Source organism: Pseudomonas citronellolis (assembly GCF_001586155.1).
GTDB classification, from domain to species: Bacteria; Pseudomonadota; Gammaproteobacteria; order Pseudomonadales; family Pseudomonadaceae; genus Pseudomonas; species Pseudomonas citronellolis.
The window spans coordinates 1,141,285-1,160,964 of record NZ_CP014158.1; the positions used below are offsets into that span (position 1 = coordinate 1,141,285).

15 protein-coding genes and 1 tRNA gene are annotated in these 19,680 nt (G+C 62.2%); 8 read left to right on the forward strand and 8 right to left on the reverse strand.

Features of this window, described 5'->3' with window-relative positions:
• Positions 1–55 precede the first annotated feature (55 nt).
• Genes PcP3B5_RS05270 through pilB form a run of 3 tightly spaced genes read right to left on the reverse strand, consistent with a single transcriptional unit; the run spans position 56 to position 3,853 of the window.
• Positions 56–928 (reverse strand): prepilin peptidase, encoded by an 873-nt coding sequence (locus PcP3B5_RS05270; protein WP_061560723.1) that lies wholly within the window; start codon positions 926–928, stop codon positions 56–58.
• Positions 929–2,146 carry a type II secretion system F family protein gene (locus PcP3B5_RS05275; RefSeq protein ID WP_061560724.1) on the reverse strand — a complete coding sequence of 406 codons (1,218 nt, stop codon included), beginning with the start codon at positions 2,144–2,146 and terminating at the stop codon, positions 929–931.
• A 3-nt stretch (positions 2,147–2,149) separates the two neighbouring features.
• Positions 2,150–3,853 carry a type IV-A pilus assembly ATPase PilB gene (pilB, locus tag PcP3B5_RS05280; protein ID WP_061560725.1) on the reverse strand — a complete coding sequence of 568 codons (1,704 nt, stop codon included), beginning with the start codon at positions 3,851–3,853 and terminating at the stop codon, positions 2,150–2,152.
• A gap of 229 nt (positions 3,854–4,082) precedes the next feature.
• Here pilB and PcP3B5_RS30525 point away from each other — a divergent pair, with 229 nt between their 5' ends.
• The 4 genes from PcP3B5_RS30525 to PcP3B5_RS05295 all read left to right on the forward strand — a co-directional run bounded on the left by PcP3B5_RS30525 (position 4,083) and on the right by PcP3B5_RS05295 (position 8,041).
• Positions 4,083–4,502: a pilin gene (locus PcP3B5_RS30525; RefSeq protein ID WP_082816254.1), complete on the forward strand. Its 420-nt coding sequence runs from the start codon at positions 4,083–4,085 to the stop codon at positions 4,500–4,502.
• A 164-nt stretch (positions 4,503–4,666) separates the two neighbouring features.
• Positions 4,667–6,661 carry a sulfatase-like hydrolase/transferase gene (locus PcP3B5_RS30530; protein WP_145923854.1) on the forward strand — a complete coding sequence of 665 codons (1,995 nt, stop codon included), beginning with the start codon at positions 4,667–4,669 and terminating at the stop codon, positions 6,659–6,661.
• 80 nt (positions 6,662–6,741) lie between these two features.
• Positions 6,742–6,817 (forward strand) — tRNA-Thr (locus tag PcP3B5_RS05290).
• A gap of 219 nt (positions 6,818–7,036) precedes the next feature.
• On the forward strand, positions 7,037–8,041 hold the full coding sequence (locus PcP3B5_RS05295) for a diguanylate cyclase (protein ID WP_420820162.1): 1,005 nt from the start codon (positions 7,037–7,039) through the stop codon (positions 8,039–8,041).
• Here the strand turns inward: PcP3B5_RS05295 and PcP3B5_RS05300 are convergent.
• The 3 genes from PcP3B5_RS05300 to nadC all read right to left on the reverse strand — a co-directional run bounded on the left by PcP3B5_RS05300 (position 8,038) and on the right by nadC (position 10,631).
• Complete coding sequence (locus tag PcP3B5_RS05300) at positions 8,038–9,234, reverse strand: type II toxin-antitoxin system HipA family toxin (RefSeq protein ID WP_061560728.1); 1,197 nt, start codon at positions 9,232–9,234, stop codon at positions 8,038–8,040. The genes PcP3B5_RS05295 and PcP3B5_RS05300 overlap by 4 nt on opposite strands.
• Entirely contained in the window at positions 9,234–9,485 is a 252-nt protein-coding gene (locus PcP3B5_RS05305) for a helix-turn-helix transcriptional regulator (RefSeq protein WP_043318092.1), read from the reverse strand. The genes PcP3B5_RS05300 and PcP3B5_RS05305 overlap by 1 nt, the downstream gene beginning before the upstream one ends.
• A gap of 297 nt (positions 9,486–9,782) precedes the next feature.
• The gene (nadC, locus tag PcP3B5_RS05310; protein ID WP_061560729.1) at positions 9,783–10,631 is read right to left on the reverse strand and encodes a carboxylating nicotinate-nucleotide diphosphorylase; all 849 of its coding nucleotides are present in this window, start codon (positions 10,629–10,631) and stop codon (positions 9,783–9,785) included.
• 269 nt (positions 10,632–10,900) lie between these two features.
• On the opposite strand from nadC, the gene PcP3B5_RS05315 reads away from it, so the two are divergent.
• The 4 genes from PcP3B5_RS05315 (at position 10,901) to PcP3B5_RS32510 (ending at position 17,462) form a co-directional block, all read left to right on the forward strand.
• The gene (locus tag PcP3B5_RS05315) at positions 10,901–13,183 is read left to right on the forward strand and encodes a DUF1631 domain-containing protein (protein ID WP_061560730.1); all 2,283 of its coding nucleotides are present in this window, start codon (positions 10,901–10,903) and stop codon (positions 13,181–13,183) included.
• A gap of 700 nt (positions 13,184–13,883) precedes the next feature.
• Positions 13,884–14,444, forward strand: a complete 561-nt coding sequence (gene ampD / locus PcP3B5_RS05320; RefSeq protein WP_043318097.1) for a 1,6-anhydro-N-acetylmuramyl-L-alanine amidase AmpD — start codon at positions 13,884–13,886, stop codon at positions 14,442–14,444.
• Complete coding sequence (gene ampE, locus PcP3B5_RS05325) at positions 14,441–15,280, forward strand: regulatory signaling modulator protein AmpE (RefSeq protein ID WP_009617658.1); 840 nt, start codon at positions 14,441–14,443, stop codon at positions 15,278–15,280. The genes ampD and ampE overlap by 4 nt, the downstream gene beginning before the upstream one ends.
• A 1,477-nt stretch (positions 15,281–16,757) precedes the next feature.
• Entirely contained in the window at positions 16,758–17,462 is a 705-nt protein-coding gene (locus PcP3B5_RS32510) for a methyl-accepting chemotaxis protein (RefSeq protein WP_370311529.1), read from the forward strand.
• 361 nt (positions 17,463–17,823) lie between these two features.
• On the opposite strand, the gene PcP3B5_RS05335 is transcribed toward PcP3B5_RS32510, so the two are convergent.
• Entirely contained in the window at positions 17,824–18,609 is a 786-nt protein-coding gene (locus PcP3B5_RS05335) for a TatD family hydrolase (RefSeq protein WP_061560732.1), read from the reverse strand.
• Positions 18,610–18,614: 5 nt separating this feature from the next.
• Entirely contained in the window at positions 18,615–19,607 is a 993-nt protein-coding gene (gene cra / locus PcP3B5_RS05340; RefSeq protein WP_061560733.1) for a catabolite repressor/activator, read from the reverse strand.
• Positions 19,608–19,680: the final 73 nt, after the last annotated feature.

The following is a 19,680-nucleotide window of genomic DNA, read 5'->3' on the forward strand; positions in this document are numbered from 1 at the left end:
CTCCCCGTCGCCCCGCGAACGCGGGGGCCCGGGCGAGCCAGCGTTCGAGCAGGAGCTACCGGAAACCGGCGAACTGCAGATAGGTAGTGGTTATTTGATCACCCCAGAGCAGCGCAATCCAGCCGGCGATGGCCAGATAGGGCCCGAAGGGGATCGGCGTGCTGGTCTCGGCATTGCGCAGACGCAGCAGAATGACGCCCAGCACGGCCCCGACCAGGGACGAGAAGAGAATGGTCAGCGGCAACACCTGCCAGCCGCCCCAGGCGCCGAGCATGGCCAGCAGCTTGAAGTCGCCATAACCCATGCCTTCCTTGCCGGTCAGCAGCTTGAACAACCAGTACACCGACCACAGGCTCAGGTAGCCGAACACCGCGCCCCAGAGCGCATCGCCCAGGCTGGTGAAAAGCCCGAAGTAATTGACGATCAACCCCAGCCAGAGCAACGGCAGCACCAAGGCGTCCGGCAGTAGCTGGTGATCGACGTCGATCAGGCTCATGGCCAGCAGCCCCCAGGTCAGCAACAGCATGGCCCCGGCCTGCCAGGTAAAGCCGAAATGCCAGGCAACGAAACCGGAAAGCAAAGCGGTGGCCAGCTCGACCAGCGGATAACGCGCACTGATCGGCGCCTTGCAGGCCGAGCACTTGCCGCGTAGGGCCAGGTAGCTGACTACGGGGATGTTCTCCCAGGCACGGATTTCATGACCGCAATGCGGGCACTGGGAGTTGGGCAGAACCAGGTTGTAGGTGGCCTTTTTCTCGGGTTGGGGCAGGGAAAGCGCATCACGCGCTTGTTGCTGCCACTCCAGTTCCATCATCTTTGGCAGGCGGTGGATAACTACGTTGAGGAAGCTGCCAATCAGCAGGCCGAGTAGGGCGGCGCATAAAACAAAGGCCAGCGCGTGGCTGGCCAGGAAGTCGAGTACAGGCATTTAGACGACGTTGCCGAGTTGGAAGATAGGGAGGTACATGGCGATGACCAAGCCGCCTACCAATACACCAAGAACGGCCATGATCATCGGCTCCATCAGAGTGGTGAGGTTGTCGACGGCATTATCGACTTCTTCTTCGTAGTAGGTGGCCACTTTGTCCAGCATTGCGTCCAGCGAGCCGGATTCCTCACCTATGGCGGCCATTTGTATTGCCAGCGTGGGGAACGCTCCAGTGGTACGCATGGAAAAGTTGAGTTGAGTACCCGAAGAGACGTCTTGCTTGATTTTGTTCACAGCATTACGAAAAACGACGTTGCCAGTAGCGCCGGCAACCGAGTCCAGCGCCTCCACCAAGGGAACGCCTGCTGCGAAGGTGGTTGCTAGCGTGCGTGCATACCGGGCAACAGCGGACTTGTAGATAATGCCGCCTACGATCGGTAGTTTCAGAATGCCGCGGTCAACAGAGTCGCGGAATTTCTCCGATCGTTTATGCGCCTCCTTCAGGGCGAAGGCAATTATAAATAGTGCTATCAGGACAATAATCCACCATTTCTGGAGCACTTCTGACAAGTTGATGACCATCTTGGTAAAGGCGGGCAGTTCGGCTCCGAAACCTGCGAACACCGATTGGAACTGGGGGACGACTTTGATCAGCAGGATTGCCGAAACTACAAGTGCCACGATGATGACTGCGATGGGGTAGGTCATCGCTTTCTTGATCTTGGCTTTCAGCGACTCGGTTTTTTCCTTGTAGGTGGCGACGCGGTCCAGCAGCGTTTCCAGTGCGCCGGACTGTTCACCAGCATCGACAAGGTTGCAGTAGAGGTCGTCGAAGTATTGCGGCTTCCTGCGCAGCGAGTTGGCGAGGCTGTTACCGGCAGCGACCTCCTGCTTGATGTCCTCGACCAGCTTGCGCATGTTGGGGTTGTCGAAGCCCTCGGCAATGATGTCGAAGGATTGCAGGAGCGGAACCCCCGAGCCCATCATGGTTGCCATCTGCCGGGTAAAGAGAGCGATATCCAGGGGCTTGATTCGCTTGCCCTTGCCCAGTAGCGAAATACCCTTTTTGCGTACCTTGGTCGGGTTGATGCCCTGCTTGCGCAGTTGTGCCTTGACCAGTGCGGTATTGGTGCCGGAAAGCTCCCCTTTTACCTTCCCGCCCTTGCGATCCGTACCCTCCCAGGTAAAGACGCTCATCTTCAGTGCTTTTTCCGCCATGGATTAATCCTTGGTCACGCGGTTGACTTCCTCGAGGCTGGTAATGCCTTGCATGGCCTTGAGCAGGCCCGAGGTGCGCAGGTCATTGAAGCCTTCTTTGCGGGCTTGCTCCGCGATCTGAATGGAGTTGCCTTCCTCCATGATAATCCGCTGCAGCGCCGGCGTGATTTTAACCACTTCATAAATACCCACGCGGCCCTTGTAGCCGTTCTTGCAATTTTCACACCCCACGGGGGAGTACAGCTTGAAGCTGCCGACCTGGTCCTCGGGGAAGCCTTCGTGGAGGAGGGTTTCGTTGGGGATGTCGTGTTCCTTCTTGCAGTGCGGGCAGAGCTTGCGCGCCAGGCGCTGGGCGATGATCAGGTTGGTGGAGGTAGCCAGGTTGAAGGAGGCCACGCCCATGTTCAGCAGGCGCGTCAGGGTTTCCGCAGCGCTATTGGTGTGCAGCGTGGACATCACCATATGGCCGGTCTGCGCCGCCTTGATAGCGATCTCGGCGGTTTCCAGGTCGCGAATCTCGCCGACCATGATTACGTCTGGATCCTGGCGCAGGAAAGCACGTAACGCCTGGGCGAAGTCCATGCCCTGGCGAGGGTTGACGTTGACTTGGTTGATGCCTTCCAGGTTGATCTCCACAGGGTCTTCGGCGGTGGAAATATTGATGTCCGGAGTATTGAGGATATTCAGGCCGGTATATAAGGATACGGTCTTGCCGGAGCCGGTCGGGCCGGTCACGAGGATCATGCCCTGAGGTTGCTTGAGCGCCTCCAGGTAGAGTTCCTTCTGAGCCTCGTCGTAGCCGAGCGAGTCGATCCCCATTTGCGCGCTGGCCGAGTCGAGGATCCGCATCACGATTTTCTCCCCCCACAGAGTAGGTAGGGTGTTGACGCGGAAATCGATGGATTTGTTCTTGGACACCCGCATCTTGATGCGGCCGTCCTGAGGCTTGCGCCTTTCGGAAATATCCAGGCCAGCCATCACCTTTAGGCGCGCCGAGATACGGCTAGCCAGTTGGATAGGAGGCTTGGCCGCCTCATGCAGCATGCCGTCGGTACGGAAGCGTACGCGGTAGATCTTCTCGTAGGGCTCGAAGTGCAGGTCCGATGAACCTCCCTTGATAGCGTCCAGTAGCATCTTGTTGACGAAGCGGACTACCGGAGCGTCGTCAGCATCGCCTCCAATGCTTTCTTCCTTGCGGTCTGCGTCACCACTTTCAATATCCAGCCCATCCAGATCGACATCGGCCAGATCGTCCAGGCCGCCGGTGGCACTTTCGAAGAGTTTTTCGATGGTGTCGCCGAGCTTGTCGTCCTCGACCAGAATCGCCTCGGTGGTCAGGCCGGTACTGAACTGAACATCGGTGATGGCTTGATGATTCGTGGGATCAGATATACCTACGAATAGCTTGTTGCCGCGCCGCCAGAGTGGAATGACGCGATGCTGACGCACCAGCTTCTCGCTGATCAATTCCTTTGGAATGCCGTCCTTGTCGATGGCCGTCAGGTCGCAGAAGGCGACACCGAACTGATCGGCGGCTAGCTCGGTCAGAGGCCGGCTCTTCACCAGCTTGTTCTGCACCAGGTAGGTCACCAGCGAAAGTTTGTTGCGTTGAGCCTGCTGCTGGGCCTGCTGGGCGCTTCTTTCGTCCAGTAGCTCGGCGATGACCAACTGACGGGCGAGGCCGGATAGCACGACTTGATCGTTCATGGGGAGGCATTGTTCGAGCTGAGATGGAAGGTCTTATAACGCACCGACTCGACTGTGCCAAATGCGCCAGTAGCGATGTGCCATTTTTTGTCAGATATTGCCTTCGAATGATTTCTTTGGCTGTAGGTTTTTGCTTAGGCCTTTGGATTTTGGGTGTGGGAATTTTGGCACGACACGTGCTTGGTTTCTGACAGGTCGCTAGACCTCTACCCATCTCAAGGAGAGTTTCATGAAGGCTCAAAAAGGCTTCACCCTTATCGAGTTGATGATCGTGGTCGCGATCATCGGTATTCTGGCTGCAATCGCCCTGCCGGCCTATCAGGATTACACCGTACGTTCCCAGGCTGCCGCGGCCCTTTCCGAAATCACCCCCGGGAAAACCGCATTTGAAGTCGCTGTGAATGAAGGTAAGACTCCCTCGACCACTGCTACTGATAATGGTTATATTGGTGTGCCTGCAACTACCACCTACTGCTCGGTAGCGGTTACCGCAACTACTATCGCTTGTACTACTAGGGGTGGTAATGCAGCTAATTTCAATGGTGAAACTATTACTTGGACCCGTGATGCTGATGATGGTACTTGGACTTGCAGCACTACGCTTGCCGCCAAATATCGTCCGGGTAGTTGCGGTGCAGCTGGTAGCTGATTTTAAAGGCTAGATGTTTGCTGTAAGAAAAGCCCTGCCTTAGCAGGGCTTTTTTGTTTTATAATTCTGTATCTCGCGTTTTGAATCAGCGAATTCTTGTCGGGGGAGCATATTTCGCTGGGGCAGAAGATTCGTTTTTTTGAAAAAATTTAAGGACTATTCAAGTGAAAGGGACTACTAGGTTCTGTGTTGGTAATGGCGCCTGGCTTTATTTGAAGGGGGCTGGTGTCTTGTTTTTTTTAAATTCTCTAATGCTTGCCGTAAATGGTTATTTCCGAGTTGTTGGGGGGAGGGATAAAAAGGTTATATCTTCGATCGACTTGGAGCAGTTGCTGTCCTCTAGCTTTTTGAATGATGTTCTTTGGTTCTTTTTTTCTATTTTTTCTCTTTGTGTCTTTTGGGCTTTGGTGGTAGCGCTAGGTGCATTTTTTTTCAGGGTTGGTTTGGGGTGGGAAAGGGGGAGAGCTAGGGAATGTTATTGGCTTTTGTTGTTGTTGAGCTTTTTAGCTTTGTTGCTACTCAACTCTGTTGAGTTTCCAGATGGTGCATGGAGTAGTGCATTTTCTAGTTATTCACTTTTCTATGTCTTGGTTGGTTGTAGTGGATTGGTAATTGTTTGGGGGGTAGGACGTATAGTTGTGAGGCGTCCGGCTTTGAGCCTATTTGGTTTCCTATTGTTGGTTCTTGGTTTTTCGGCCCATATGAATGAGGTAAATGGAGGGGCAGAGCAGGTAGTGAGAAAGGAACGGCCAAATATGCCAAATATACTGATAATAGGTTTTGACTCGCTGCGACCAAGTGCTCTCTCTTCTGGGTTAATGCCGTCGCTCAGTTATGAGTTAAGTCGTAGTGTAAGGTTCTCTAATGCAGTGACTCCTATGGCTAGAACATTTCCGTCATGGATGAGTGTTTTGAGCGGGCGCGACCCACAAGCTACCGGTGCAAGATTCAATCTGACTTCGTATTCAATGATTAAAAGGGATGTGCCGTTACTTACAGATTTTTTAAAGGAAGAACGTGGGTATGAAACTTTCTATGCTATGGATGAGCGGCGCTTTGCAAATTTTGATGAGCAATATGGATTTGATAATATTGTGGGGCCTAGGGTTGGAGTAGGTGATTTCGTTTTGGGGGGTATATCAGATGTGCCTCTTATTAATTTTTTTCGCTCTTTTCGTATAGGTGGTTGGTTTTTTCCATTTGTGAGATCTAATAGAGCTGTAGATATATCGTACTCTACCGGGGAGTTTTTAAGTGATATATATTACGGGCTGAGCTCTTCTTTGCAGGTCGGGAACACCGGAAAGATGATGGTGTTTCACTTCTGTGGTGCTCACTGGCCATACTCAAGAGATGTTGTAGAAGATGCGCGTGGTGATGAGATGTATGGGCGGTATCTAGGGGCTCTGTCGGATGTTGATGGTCAGTTCTATTCGTTGATGAAAGACTTACAGTCCGGTGGGTATCTGGAAAATGCTCTCGTTTTCTTTATCTCTGATCATGGCGAGTCATTTGACAGAGACTTTCGTCGTTTTTCATCTCTTCGAGACGGAGGTGAGGATGTTCTCCTTGGGGGCTGGGGACACGGAACAGTAGTCACAGTCCCTGAGCAATTTAAGGTGTTGCTCGCATATCAAGAATATCGAGGCGGTAAATTGGTAAACAAAGCTGCTGTTCACGATAAAATGGTAAGCCTTCTGGATATTTTCCCCACTGTAAAAGAATTCTTGGGGGTTGATGGTGAGGTGAAATTGGATGGTCAATCTTTGTTTGGCTTGCATGGTGAGAGATATTTCTTTTTGGAGACTGGTTTTTCTGTTCCTGCTATTTTGCAGAAAGATCCCGATGAGGGTGCAGCGTTCGCTCAGGGGGCTGACTATTATCAGGTGGAGAAGAATGGGTATGTTAGCCTAAGGTATGATAGGTATAATGAGCTCTTGCTGAAAAAAGATCTTGCCTCTATTAAAGGGGATGAGATGGTGTACTTTAGTGTTGATAAGGATGGTCGAGGGTTTTTCAGGTATTTAAATTTTAAGACACTGCAATGGTCGGTGCTGGATTATGAAAATAGCCCGGGGCAGCATCTTTTATCTGAGTTGTGTGAGCATTTTTCCTCTGATCCGCGTCTACGAAACAATGCACTTTGCGGTTTTCGCTAGGCTAGACGCATTGTTTAATGCAGACACTCCTCTCTGAGCGTTGATGTGTAGGGGAACTGCTGTTAAAGTGCCTCCCGCCCGCCGGTGTAGCTCAGTCGGTAGAGCAGCTCATTCGTAATGAGAAGGTCGGGGGTTCGATTCCTCTTACCGGCACCATCTCTGGCAAAGGCCCCGCTTCGGCGGGGCCTTTTGCTTTCTGGCTCCAAAGCCGCCGTACTTGCCGCTCGGGCGCTATCGAACTGCCATCATTCGCCGGACTATACTCCCGCTGCCCAGGGAAGCTTTCGGTGAGGAAGGGAGCGGTCTGTGAAGCAGTCGAGTGAGTCCGCCAGGTTCAGCCGTTCCTATGCCCAGCGCGTGCTTTTGCCGCGCGCGGTGGGCTTGGCCGTGGGGTTTTTCTGTGTCGCCGGTGTGCTCTGGGGGAAGGGGCATTCGCCGTGGCTGTGGGGGCTGCTGTTGTGGTTCTGCTATCTGTGGCCGCTGATGGCCTACCAGATCACTTCGCGTTCGCCGCGGCCCAAGGAGCTGGAGCGGCGTTTCGTGCTCTTCGATTCGCTGATGGGTGGGTTCTGGATCGCCACCATCCAGTTCAACGTGCTGCCTTCGGTGATGATGCTTTCTATGCTGGCGATGAACAACACCGCCGCGGGCGGGGCGTGGTTCGTGGCTCAGGGGTTCGTGCTGCAGGCGCTCGGCATGGTGCTGTCCGGCCTGGTGCTGGGCTTCGGTTTCTCGCCTGACACCTCCCAGGCCGAGCTGTATGCCTGCATTCCCATGCTGGTCATCCACCCCATGACCATCGGCCTGGTGCTCTATCGGCTGGCCATCCAACTGTCGCGGCACAAGAAGGCGCTGCGCGACCTGAGCCGTACCGACAGCCTGACCCAACTGTTCAACCGCGGCTACTGGAAGGAGCGTCTGCAGCAGGCCTTCGAGCATTGCCGGCAGGCGCAGAAGCCCGCTTCGCTGGCATTGATCGACGTCGACCACTTCAAGACCACCAACGACCGCCACGGGCACGTGATCGGCGACCTGGTGTTGCGTCGGCTCAGCGAGTTCATGCGCAGCCACCTGCGCGCCGAGGACCTGGCCGGGCGCTATGGTGGCGATGAGTTCTGCGTGCTGTTGCCGGGGCTGCAGCCGGAGGCGGCGCGGGAGGTCCTGGCGCGGCTGTCCCGCGAGTTGGCCGGGGAGGAGTGGGAGCGGGTGCCGGAATTGCGTGTCAGCCTCAGCATCGGCATCGCCGGCTTCGATCCGGCCATGCCCGACGCCACCGAGTGGCTGCGTCGGGCCGACCAGGCGCTGTACGAGGCCAAGGGGCAGGGACGCGACCGCATCGTCCTGGCTTCCGAGCTGGACGCCGCCGCGCGCCGGGCCTAGCCGAAGGTCCTGGCGAAGGGTTCGGCGCTGCGCCGGATGGCGGCCACCACCTGGGGCGCCTGCTCGCAGAGCCCGGGGTGGCTCGCCAGCACCTTTTCCACCGCTTGCAGCTGAGCGCGTATGACTTCGGCCGGCCGGGCCACATCACATGCCCTGGCAAGGTCCAGAAGCCCTTGCCGCGACGCGAACAGCGACTTGTTGCCGGCAAGGTTCAGGGCAAGCACGTCCTCTGGGATATAGGCGGTGGTATTGACGATGTCATAGGCCGGCGCCAGCCGCGCGTCGCCTTGCGTCGGATCCGAATAGAGCAGGCCGAAATTCTTCAGGTGCGCGTCGCCATTGCCGACGATGCAGCTCAGGGACACGATGCCGAAAAGCTGTTCCAGGGAGGCCGGCACATGCTCGGGAGGACAGAACAGCCGGATGGCCTTGGCAATGGCTGCATAGCTCTTGCTGTACTTCTGTTGCGCAGAGAGCCCCATCAGGGCCGCCATGTCCTCGAAGCCGATGGGGTCGAGTTGTTCGTCCCTGTCGAAACGTCTCATGACGAACAGCCTGGCGTTGTCTGACAGGTAGAACTCCGGAACGGGAATGCCGTATGCCTTTGCCATGGACATGCAGAGGAATTCATTGATCGCCAGCCCCGGGAGTTCAGCCCGGCCGCTCTTGATGATCAGGTCGGAGGTTTTCGAGGTGAACCGCTGCGGTACCGAATCCCGGTGTTCCGGAACCAGCACCTTGGGCTGTACGCCCGATATGCCGGCCCGCAGGATGTAGCGGTCCATCAGTTCGGCAAAGATATCGTCCGTGCCGTCCCAGGCCAGGATTTCCTCCAGCTTCTCACCTGGAAACTGCCTGCGTTGCAGTAGCGCATCGACCTCTTGCGAATTCACCAGGACCCGTCCGATAGGCGCACTGCTGCCAGACAGGGCCAGCAACAGCATCGGGTCCACGTTCGCCACCTTGGCCAGGCGGTTGCGCAGTTGTTCCAGGACATAGCCCTCGGGCAGGTTCATCTGGAAAATCGGGTGCAACTCGCGATGGCGATACTCTTCCAGGCGCACGGGCATGAGCAGGCTGACCGCGGTGCGCGCATCCGTCCCTTCCTGATAGCGAAACAGGTAGTCATCCGCGCTACTGAAGAGTCTTCCGCTCGGACCTTCTGGCGTCGAAACCTTCAGCGTCGCCGGCATCAGTCGAACACTCCCTGGATTTCTTCCAGCGTAGGCCTCGCCGCTGGTACGAGCGCGAACTCGCAATCCAGGGCGCCGAGGATGCGGGCATAGGCCATCATGGCGACCGACAGGCTGCCTTTCTCGGCGGCGATGATCTTTTGTCGGGTGAGCCCGGCCATGGAGGCAAGCGCGGCCTGGGTCAGCCCGCGATTCAGGCGCCTCTGTCGAATCTGCTCACCCAGGCGGGTCGAGATGAGGGAATAGTCCATGTTCTGAATACGTGACAAGTCATGTGTTATGTAACGTATACGGAACCTGCTGGAAAGGCAAAGTCCTGGGTCGCCTACGCCGCCCCACCCGCACCATTCCCTTGTAGGAGCGCGCCCTGCGCGCGATTTCGCGGGCAGGGCCCGCTCCTACAGGTAGCCGGGAAGCACGGTATTCCTCCCCCGTAGGACCTTGTCCGCGATGGCCGGGAATATCGGCGCGGTTCGCGGATGAGATCTCCTACGCTGCCCCACCCACGCCATTCCCTTCTGGTGGAGCTGATCTGACCCGCCGCGCCGTTACAGACTCAACCGCATCGACAGGTCCAGCGCCTTGACGTCCTTGGTCAGGGTGCCGATGGAGATGTAGTCCACGCCGGTTTCGGCGATGCCGCGCAGGGTGCTTTCGTTGATTCCGCCGGAGGCCTCCAGCTTGGCGCGGCCGGCGGTCACTCGCACGGCGGTGCGCATGTCTTCCAGGCTCAGTTCGTCGAGCATGATGATGTCGGCGCCGGCGGCCAGGGCCTGATTCAGTTCGTCCAGGTCTTCCACCTCGATTTCCACCGGCTTGCCCGGGGCGATGCGCCGGGCCTCGGCGATGGCCTGGGCGATGCCGCCGCAGGCGGCGATGTGGTTTTCCTTGATCAGGAAGGCGTCGTACAGGCCGATGCGGTGGTTGTGGCAGCCGCCGCAGGTGATCGCGTACTTCTGCGCCAGGCGCAGGCCGGGCAGGGTCTTGCGGGTGTCCAGCAGCTTGACGCCGGTGCCTTCCACCAGGTCGGCGTAGTGGCGCGCGCGGGTGGCGGTGCCGGACAGCAGCTGGAGGAAGTTCAGCGCGCTGCGCTCGCCGCTGAGCAGCGCGCGGGCCGGGCCCTGCAGGCTGAACAGCGTCTGGTCGGCGCTGACCCGCTCGCCGTCGCGCACCTGCCATTGCACCTGCACGCGCGGGTCGATCTGCCGGAATACCTCGTCGACCCAGGCTGTGCCTGCGACGGTGGCGTCCTCGCGGGTGATGACGCGGGCCTGGGCCTCGCGCTCGGCGGGGATCAGCTGCGCGGTGATGTCGCCGCTGCCGATGTCTTCGGCCAGGGCGGCGCGGACGTTGGCCTGGATTTCCCCGGAAAGGTCGGCAAGGGTGAGGTTCGGCATGGCGGACTCCTGATTCGCGGTGGCGGGATTATACGGGGCGCGGCGGCCGCCGTGTGCATCCGCGGCGGCCGGCGGGAGTCGGACGAACGGTGGCTGTTCTTGTGTGAATTTCATCAAGAATGCCTTCTAAGGGTCTTGGTTGTCATAGGCGCTTCTCTATAATGACTAAGAATATTCTTATTTTGACGTCAGTCGATTGACATTCCGAACGACGCTTACCCGATTGGTGTCATCGGGCCTTTGGTAGGCCCGGCGGCAGGAGACTAGCGATGCAGAACGACGCGAACGTAGTGCCGCTGAGCAAGGCGGCCCAGGGCCAGTCGCCGACTGCTATCCCCGGGCGTTTGCCCGCGGCGCTGGTCAACGTCCGCGACAAGGCTTCGGTGCAGCTGCGCCAGGCCTTGCAGGTGCTGTTCGACAATGCCGACGACACCCTCTTCGAGATGGCCGACCGCGCCACCAGCAACGCCGAGCAGAGCGCCTTCTTCGAGGCCATGCGCGACCTGCGCCTGAAGCGCAAGGGCATCGAGCGCGGCTTCGTGCAGAAGTTCTTCGAGGGCTTCGCCAACCTCAACCAGTACCAGATCGGCAAGGCGCCGCAGCTGGACGCCGTCTCCTTCGACAACCTGTCGCTGGTGCAGAACGACGAGCTGGAAGAGACCGTGGCGATGGACGCCATGGTCGGCAAGGTGCTCAGCCGCGACGGCCTGGCCCTGGGCCACCTGACCACGCGCCTGAACACCCTGGTCAGCAACAAGGTCGAGGACAAGACCAACCCGCTCGGCCCGCGCCCGCTGTGCGAGGCCTTCCTCGAGGCCTGCCAGGGCCTGGGCGTGGAGATCAAGGTCAAGCTGATCGTCCTCAAGCTGTTCGAGAAGTACGTGCTTGCCGAGCTCGAGCAACTGTATGCCGAGGCCAACGAGATTCTCGTCGCCCATGGCGTGCTGCCGGAGCTGAAGTCCGCCCCTGTGCGCCGCCCGCCGCGTCCCGCCGCCGAGGCCCCGGCCAGCGCCGGCTACGCCGGTGCCGCCGCCCAGGCCGCCGCTTCCGGCGCCTACCTGGATGCCGACAGCCAGGAGGCCTTCGGCGCGCTGCAGGAGCTGATGTCCCAGGTCCGCGGCAGCCTGGCCGCGCGCCGCCAGGTGCCCGCCGACGCGGTGCCGATTTCCAGCAACGACCTGATGCGCCTGCTCTCGCACCTGCAGGACCACCTGCCGGCCCAGGGCATGGACGAGGTGGACGTGCGCCACCACCTGGACCACCTGCTCACCCGCGTCAGCCACAAGAGCGGGCGCTCGCGGGTGGTGGGGCAGGTCGACGAGGACGTGATCAACCTGGTTTCCATGCTCTTCGAGTTCATCCTCGACGACCGCAACCTGCCGGATTCGCTCAAGGCCCTGATCGGCCGCATGCAGATCCCCATGCTCAAGGTCGCGGTGCTGGACAAGACCTTCTTCAGCCGCGGCAACCACCCCGCCCGGCGCCTGCTCAACGAGATCGCCTCGGCGGCGCTCGGCTGGGCGGAACAGACCGACCTGCAGCGCGACAGCCTGTACCAGAAGATCGAGCAGGTGGTGATGCGCCTGCTGAACGACTTCGTCGACGACACGGCGATCTTCGGCGTGCTGCTGGAAGATTTCATCGCCTTCACCGGTGATGAACGCCGCCGCAGCGAACTGCTCGAACAACGCACCCGCGACGCCGAGGAAGGCCGAGCCCGCGCCGACGCGGCCCGGCGCGAGGTGGCGCAGGTGCTCAACCAGCGGCTGTTCGGCCGCACCCTGCCCGAAGTGGTGGTGCGCCTGCTGCGCGAGGCCTGGAGCAAGGTGCTGCTGCTGACCTGCCTGAAGCACGGTAGCGACTCGCAACCCTGGCGCGACGCCGTGGCGACCATGGACGACCTGATCTGGAGCGTCGAGCCTCACGAGGACCCGGAGTCCCGCACGCGCCTGCTGGAAATGGTGCCGCAACTGCTCAAGTCGCTGCGCGAGGGCCTGACCAGCGCGGCCTTCGATCCGTTCTCCACCGGCGAGTTCTTCAGCCGTCTGGAGAGCCTGCACGTGCAGGCCTTCCAGCGCTTCAAGCAGGCGCAGGAAGCGGCGGCCGACGACGACCTGCTCGATGGCATTCCGCTGCTCGACGACGCTGTCGAGGCGCCTGCGGCCCAGGCTAGCGGCCAGCCGGAAATGGTCGCCGTGGTGGAGGAAATCGTCCTGGCGACGCCCGGCGAGGAGCGCGTGCCTGAGCCGGAAGAACTGCTGGCGGACGACGACGAGTCGCTGCGCAAGGTTGACGAGTTGCGCGTCGGCAGTTGGGTGGAAATCCTCGAGGATTCCGAGCACAAGCTGCGTTGCAAGCTGGCCGCGGTGATCAAGCCGACCGGCCGCTACATCTTCGTCAACCGCACCGGCATGAAGGTGCTGGAAAAGACCCGCATGGGCCTGGCCGTGGAATTCCGCCGCAACGCCGTGCGGCTGCTGGATGACGCGCTGCTGTTCGACCGGGCGTTGGAGTCGGTGATCGGCAACCTGCGGCGGTTGAAGAACGGCTGAGCCAGCCGCCTCCTGGGGACTGTGTAGGAGCGCGCCCTGCGCGCGAATCGCGGGCAGGGCCCGCTCCTACAGGGGATGCCGGGCTGCGGCGTATAACCGCGAACGGTTGTACGCCCTACGACTTGGGATCGAGCGAGCAGGCCTGCGGCCCCCTCACCCTAACCCTCTCCCGGAGGGAGAGGGGACCGTTCGGCAGACGCTGGTGTTCCTGAGTCAGCCGGCTGGCACGGCGGCTACCGGCTGAGGCCAGGCCTTCTCTCTGCACGGACAAGCTCCCTCTCCCTCTGGGAGAGGGGGCTGTTCGGCAGACGCTGGTGTTCCTGAGTCAGCCGGCTGGCACGGCGACTACCGGCTGAGGCCAGGCCTTCTCTCGGTACGGACAAGCCCCCTCTCCCTCTGGGAGAGGGGGCTGTTCGGCAGACGCTGGTGTTCCTGAGTCAGCCGGCTGGCACGGCGGCTACCGGCTGAGGCCAGGCCTTCTCTCGGCACGGACAAGCCCCCTCTCCCTCTGGGAGAGGGCTGGGGTGAGGGAACGGAGTCAACCCAACGCACCAGCGCCCCCGGGAAGCACGGTTCGCGAGCAAGCTCGCTCCTACGAAAAGCGCTTTGGCGCAGTCGGCAAGACTCTCGCTCCCGCATCGCAGCGGCCGTTCTCTTCCGCCGCCAGCTGCTTTAGAGTGGGCCCAATCAAGGAGCCCCTATGCAGTTCGATCCCCGCAGCGGCTGGTGCCAGGGCGTCAGCCACTGTCCTTCGCCCAATTTCAACGCCCGCCCGGAGGGGGAGGTGGTCTCCCTGCTGGTGATCCACAACATCAGCCTGCCGCCCGGGCAGTTCGGCACCGGCAAGGTGCAGTGCTTCTTCCAGAACCGCCTGGATGCCGACGAGCACCCCTATTTCGCCGACATCGCGCAGATGACGGTGTCCGCGCACTTCCTCATCGAGCGCGATGGCAGCGTGTTCCAGTTCGTCTCCTGCAACGACCGCGCCTGGCATGCCGGCGTGTCGCGCTTCGACGGCCGGGAGAACTGCAACGACTTCTCCATCGGCATCGAGCTGGAAGGCACCGACGACGAGCCCTACAGCGATGCGCAATATGCCGCCCTGGCGGAGTTGGGCCGGCAGTTGCTGCGGGCCTACCCGGCCATCACCCCTGAGCGCATCCAGGGCCACAGCGACATCGCCCCGGGGCGCAAGACCGATCCCGGCCCGGCTTTCGACTGGCAGCGTTTCCTCGCCGCCCTCTGCAAGGAGTCGACATGAGTTTCCTGGTACTGCTGCTGGCCCTGCTGGTAGAGAAATTCTCCGGCTGGCGCGCGCGCCTGCAGAGGGATGGCGCCTGGCTCGCCTGGCTGGGCCTGGTGCAGGGGCTGCCGGGCGTGGCGGCGCGGCCCTGGCTGGCGCTGCTGGTGGCCCTGCTCGGGCCCTTGCTGGTGCTGGCGCTGGTCCTGACCTTGCTGCAGCCGCTGGCCTACGGCCTGCTGGCGCTGCCGGTGCACCTGCTGGTGCTGATCTGGAGCCTGGGCCGCGGCGACGTGCACCAGGCCATGGGGCCGTTCCGCGACGCCTGGCGCCGCGAGGACCTGCAGGGCGCCTACCACGTCGCCGAGCGCGATCTGGGCGTGCAGGCCGATTCCGATGCCGAGCTGTTCGCCCAGGTCCAGGGCATGCTGGTGTGGCAGGCCTTCCAGGGCTTCTTCGCGGTGATCTTCTGGTACGCCCTGCTGGGCCCGGCGGCGGCCCTGGCCTATCGCCTGCTGTCGCTGACCGAGGTGCACCTGGGCCGGGGCTCGGGCCTGGGCGAGCGGGCCGCGCTGCTGCGCCACGCCTTCGACTGGCTGCCGGCGCGGGCCCTGGCGCTGAGCTTCGCCTTCGTCGGCAACTTCGTCGCCGTGGCCCGGGTGCTGCTGCACCACCTGCTGGCCTGGGACTACCCGGCGGCGCGCCTGCTGGCCCAGGCCGCCTGCGTCGGCGAGGACCTGTGCGACGCCACTCCCGGCCCGGCCGGGGTAGCCAGCCTGGATGCGCTCTGGCAGCTGCTGGTGCGCACGGCGGTGCTCTGGTACGCGGCCTTCGCCCTGTGCGCGATTTTCCTCTGAGTACCGCACGTCGCCACTGATGGCGTTTTAACCTTAAGTTACAGAACGTCCCGCCGATATCGGGTACACAGGAGCCTGCGCCAAGCGCGGGCTCACCGCCCGCTTCGGCCATCCCACACAAGAACAACAACGGGAACAGGAGACGTCTTACGTGAAGACCGTGCTCTATCCAGCTATCGCACTGATGAACCGCCTGAGCTTCGGCATGAAGTTCAGCCTCATCAGCGTGCTCTTCTTCCTGCCGATGCTGGTGACCAACTTCTACCTGGTGCGCGATTCCTACCGCCAGTTCGTCAGCACCCGCGCCGAGCTGCAGAGCCTGCAGCTGATCGCCTCGGGCATGCAGATCCGCCGCGACGTCGAGGCCTACAACGACCTCCTGCAGATCAACATCGGCATCGGCCAGACGCGCACCACCGGCGACCTGGACAGCCGCATCGGCCAGTTGCAGCAGCGCCTGAACACGGCGCTTTCGGCGCTGCAGCCGGTGGCGCGGGACAGCGAGCAGGTGGCCGCCTTCACCGCCAAGCGCGACGAGCTGCTCGCCGCCCTCAAGGCCGTGGAGACCGAAGGTTCGATGCAGAGCAAGGCCGGCATGGCCATGCGCCTGCTGAGCAACGTGCAGATCTTCAACAAGCTGCTGGCCACGCAGTCCGGGCTGAGCCAGGACGACAGCGCCGAAGTGCGGCAGATGGCCGACCTGATCAGCAGCGTCACCCCGGCGGTCACCGAGACCATCAGCCGCGGCCGCGTGCTGGGCACCGCGGCGCTGGGCCAGGGGTTCCTCAATTCCTCCACCAGCGGCAAGCTCGACGACCTGCTGCAGGACCTGGAGAAGCTCCACGCCGAATACGCCCTGAAGCTGCAGGAGGCGCTGGGTGCCAGCAGCGCGGCGCAGCAGGCGCTGGCCGGCGAGGCCGAGGCCAGCCGCGAGACGCTCAAGAGCCTGGGCAAGCTGATCGAGGACAAGGTGGTGATGGCCGACTCCCTCGACCTGCCCTGGGCGCAGTTCTACGACCAGGTCAGCCAGGGCATGGACAAGACCTACCAGCTCGACGACAAGGTGCTCGGCTACCTCGGCGGCCAGCTGGAGCAGCGCCTGACCGGCAAGCAGGCGCAGATGGTCCTGCTGGTGGTGGCGCTGCTGGTGGTGTTCCTCGCCATCGTCTACCTCTACGGCGGTTTCTACGTGTCCACCCGCTCCACGCTCAAGAGCCTGGGCGCGACCATGGAACGCGTCGCCGCCGGCGACATGACGGTCAACTACCAGGCGCAGAGCCGCGACGAACTGGGCGAGCTGGGCCAGGCCTTCAACGAGACGGTGCGCCGCGTGCACGACCTGATCGAGCAGGTGGGCCGCACCGTGGCCGAGGTGGAGCGGCAGACCGGTCGCGTGGAAGTGGTGTCGGCGCAGAGCAACCAGGCGGTGGCCGGCCAGCGCGACCAGATCGAGCAGGTGGCCACGGCGATGAACCAGATGGCCGCCACGGCCCAGGAAGTGGCGCGCAGCGCCGCCGCCGCGGTGGGCAGCGCGCAGAGCGTGAACCAGGAGACGGTCAGCGGCCGCGACCTGGTGGAATCCCAGGTGGGCAGCATCCAGCGCCTGGCCGCGGAGATCGACCAGTCGGTGGAAGTGATCAACCAACTGGCTGCCGACAGCGCCTCCATCAGCCGCGTGCTGGACGTGATCAAGGGCATCGCCGAGCAGACCAACCTGCTGGCGCTCAACGCCGCCATCGAAGCGGCGCGGGCCGGCGAGCAGGGCAGGGGCTTCGCGGTGGTGGCCGACGAGGTGCGCACCCTGGCCAAGCGCACCCAGCAGTCCACCGAGGAGATCGAGCAGATGATCTCGCGCCTGCAGAGTGGCGTGGGCGCCGCGGTGAAGGCCATGGGCAGCAGCCACCAGACCGCCGACGGCACCGTCAGCCAGTCGGCGCAGGTGCAGCAGGCGCTGGACAACATCCTCGGCGCGGTGGGCATGATCGTCGACCAGAACCAGCAGATCGCCGCCGCCGCCGAGCAGCAGACCACGGTGGCCCACGACATCGACCAGAACATCGTGCAGATCAACCAGGCCGGCGAGCGCACCGCCCTGGGCGCGAACGAGACCGAACGCGCCAGCCGCGAGCTGTCCGAACAGGTGGTGGAGCTGAAGCGGCTGATCGGCGCCTTCAGGGTCTAAGGGGGTTCACCAGCAGCCCGGCATCCGCGCGAGCGCAAGGATGCTTCCCCGTCTCGCGGGTGGCGGGTTGTCGGTGGAAGAGAGTGTTTGTCGTAGGAGCGAGCTTGCTCGCGAATGGCGTTCTGTCGGTGAGGTTCGGTGCGGCTCCCAAGAGCGCCCTCTCCCTAACTCTCTCCCTGAAGGGAGAGGGGACCGTTGGGCAGAAACGGGTAGTACGGAGTCAGCTGGGAACACTGGAGTCTCCGGCTGATGCCATGCTTGCAGCTGGCACGGACAAGCTCCCTCTCCCTTCAGGGAGAGGGCTGGGGAGAGGGTTGCGGACATCAACACCACTCCAAAGCCGAACCTGCCACCGCTCCAGCTACCCAACCCCCCACCCAAACACCTCCCTCGCATTCCGCGTACTAGCCTCCGCCAACTCCTCCGCACTCACCCCTCGCAGCTCCGCCAGCGCCTCGCAGATCGCCGGCAGGTGCTCCGGGCTGTTGCGCTGGCCGGGGAACATCGCCGGGGCCATGTCCGGGGCGTCGGTTTCCAGCACGATCGACTCCAGCGGCAGTTCCGCCACCGTCTTGCGCAGGCGGTTGGCCTGGGGCCAGGTGGGCGCGCCGCCCAGGCCCAGGCGGAAGCCCAGCTTGATGTACTCGCGGGCTTCCTCGCGGCTGCCGGCGAAGGCGTGGACGATGCCGCGGCGCGGCGGGCGGAAGCGCTTGAGGGTGGCGATCATCGCGGCGTGGGCGCGGCGCACGTGGAGCAGCACCGGCAGTTCGCAGTCGATGGCGATGCGCAGCTGTTCTTCGAACAGCGCCTGCTGCGCCTCGCGGTCCAGGTCCTCGAGGTAGTAGTCCAGGCCGATCTCGCCCACCGCGCACAGCTTCGGGTGGCCGGCCAGGCGTTGCAGGTGCTCGCGCAGGTCGCGCAGGTGTTCGGGGCGGTGCTGCGCCAGGTAGATCGGGTGCAGGCCCAGGGCGGCATAGAGCGAATCGTTTTCCTCTGCCAGTTGCAGCACCCTTTCCCAGTTCTCGCGGAACACCCCCAGCAGCACCTGGCGCTCCACGCCGAGCCCGGCGCAGCGTTGCAGCAGGGCGGCGCGGTCGGCGTCGAAGTCCGGGAAGTCGATGTGGTTGTGGGTGTCGACCAGGCGCATGGCGGTCACCCGGCGCGCAGCTTGAGGGTGCGCGGGATGGGGTGCACGCCGGGCTGGTAGTGCTCGTGTTCCACGGCCTCCAGGGCCAGGTCCAGCGCGCGGGCGGCGATCAGCGCGTGCTGCTGGGAAATGGCGTTGACCTTCAGTGGCACGAAGTCGAGCAGCTGGGTGTCGCCGAAGGTACCCAGGCGCAGGTCGCGCGGCCAGCCGCCGGACAGCGCCTGGAACACGTCGAACACGCCTTCGAGCAGCACGTAGGAGGTGGTGATCAGCGCGTCCGGCAGGTAGCCCAGGCGCTGCAGCAGGCCTTCCATCAACTGGCGGCCGCACTCGCGGCTGAAGCTGGCGCCCTGTTCGATGAAGCGCTCGCCGCCAAAGCCCTGCAGGGCCTGTTCGAAACCGGCGCTGCGTTCCTGGCTGATGATCAGCTCCGGGCGCGCGCCGAGCAGGGCGATGTGCCGCGGCGCGGGTTGCAGCAGGGTGGCGGTGAGGCGCTGGGCGGCATCGCGGTCGTCGCTGACCACCGAGCAGAAGCGCTGTGGGTCCAACTGGCGGTCGATGGCGATCACCGGCACGCCCTTGTCCAGCAATAGCTGGTGGCTGTCGTCGTCGGCCGGCAGGCAGCTGGCCACCACCAGGGCGTCGCAGCGCCGCGCGCGGAACAGGTTCAGGGCCTGGCGCTCGCTTTCCGGCTCGTCGTCGGAACAGGCGATCAGCAACTGGTAGCCGCGGGCGCGGGCGCCCTGTTCCAGCAGCTTGGCGATGCGCGCGTAGCTGGGGTTCTCCAGGTCCGGGAGGATGAAGCCGAGGGTGCGCGTCTGCCCGCGGCGCAGGCTGGCGGCCTGCTGGTCGGGGTGGTAGCCGTGGGCTTCGATCACCGCGCGCACGCGCTCCACGGTGGCCGCGCTGATGCGCCGCTGCACGGCCTTGCCGTTGATGACGTAGCTGGCCGTGGTCACCGAGACCCCGGCCAGACGGGCGATATCACTGAGTTTCAACACATACCCCGGCACTGCTGACTGACAACTGGAGGCTTCCAAGGATCACGCATTATCGGGTAACGTGCCAGTC

What these genes read in the sequence shown, in the direction of transcription:
- PcP3B5_RS30525 (WP_082816254.1), top strand. Translation starts at nt 4,083, where the DNA reads ATGAAGGCTCAAAAAGGCTTCACCCTTATCGAGTTGATGATCGTGGTC.
- ampE (WP_009617658.1), top strand. Translation starts at nt 14,441, where the DNA reads ATGAGTTTCCTGGTACTGCTGCTGGCCCTGCTGGTAGAGAAATTCTCC.
- PcP3B5_RS05335 (WP_061560732.1), bottom strand. Translation starts at nt 18,609, where the DNA reads ATGCGCCTGGTCGACACCCACAACCACATCGACTTCCCGGACTTCGAC.
- PcP3B5_RS05315 (WP_061560730.1), top strand. Translation starts at nt 10,901, where the DNA reads ATGCAGAACGACGCGAACGTAGTGCCGCTGAGCAAGGCGGCCCAGGGC.
- PcP3B5_RS32510 (WP_370311529.1), top strand. Translation starts at nt 16,758, where the DNA reads ATGGCCGCCACGGCCCAGGAAGTGGCGCGCAGCGCCGCCGCCGCGGTG.
- ampD (WP_043318097.1), top strand. Translation starts at nt 13,884, where the DNA reads ATGCAGTTCGATCCCCGCAGCGGCTGGTGCCAGGGCGTCAGCCACTGT.
- PcP3B5_RS05305 (WP_043318092.1), bottom strand. Translation starts at nt 9,485, where the DNA reads ATGGACTATTCCCTCATCTCGACCCGCCTGGGTGAGCAGATTCGACAG.
- pilB (WP_061560725.1), bottom strand. Translation starts at nt 3,853, where the DNA reads ATGAACGATCAAGTCGTGCTATCCGGCCTCGCCCGTCAGTTGGTCATC.
- nadC (WP_061560729.1), bottom strand. Translation starts at nt 10,631, where the DNA reads ATGCCGAACCTCACCCTTGCCGACCTTTCCGGGGAAATCCAGGCCAAC.
- PcP3B5_RS05300 (WP_061560728.1), bottom strand. Translation starts at nt 9,234, where the DNA reads ATGCCGGCGACGCTGAAGGTTTCGACGCCAGAAGGTCCGAGCGGAAGA.
- PcP3B5_RS05275 (WP_061560724.1), bottom strand. Translation starts at nt 2,146, where the DNA reads ATGGCGGAAAAAGCACTGAAGATGAGCGTCTTTACCTGGGAGGGTACG.
- PcP3B5_RS05270 (WP_061560723.1), bottom strand. Translation starts at nt 928, where the DNA reads ATGCCTGTACTCGACTTCCTGGCCAGCCACGCGCTGGCCTTTGTTTTA.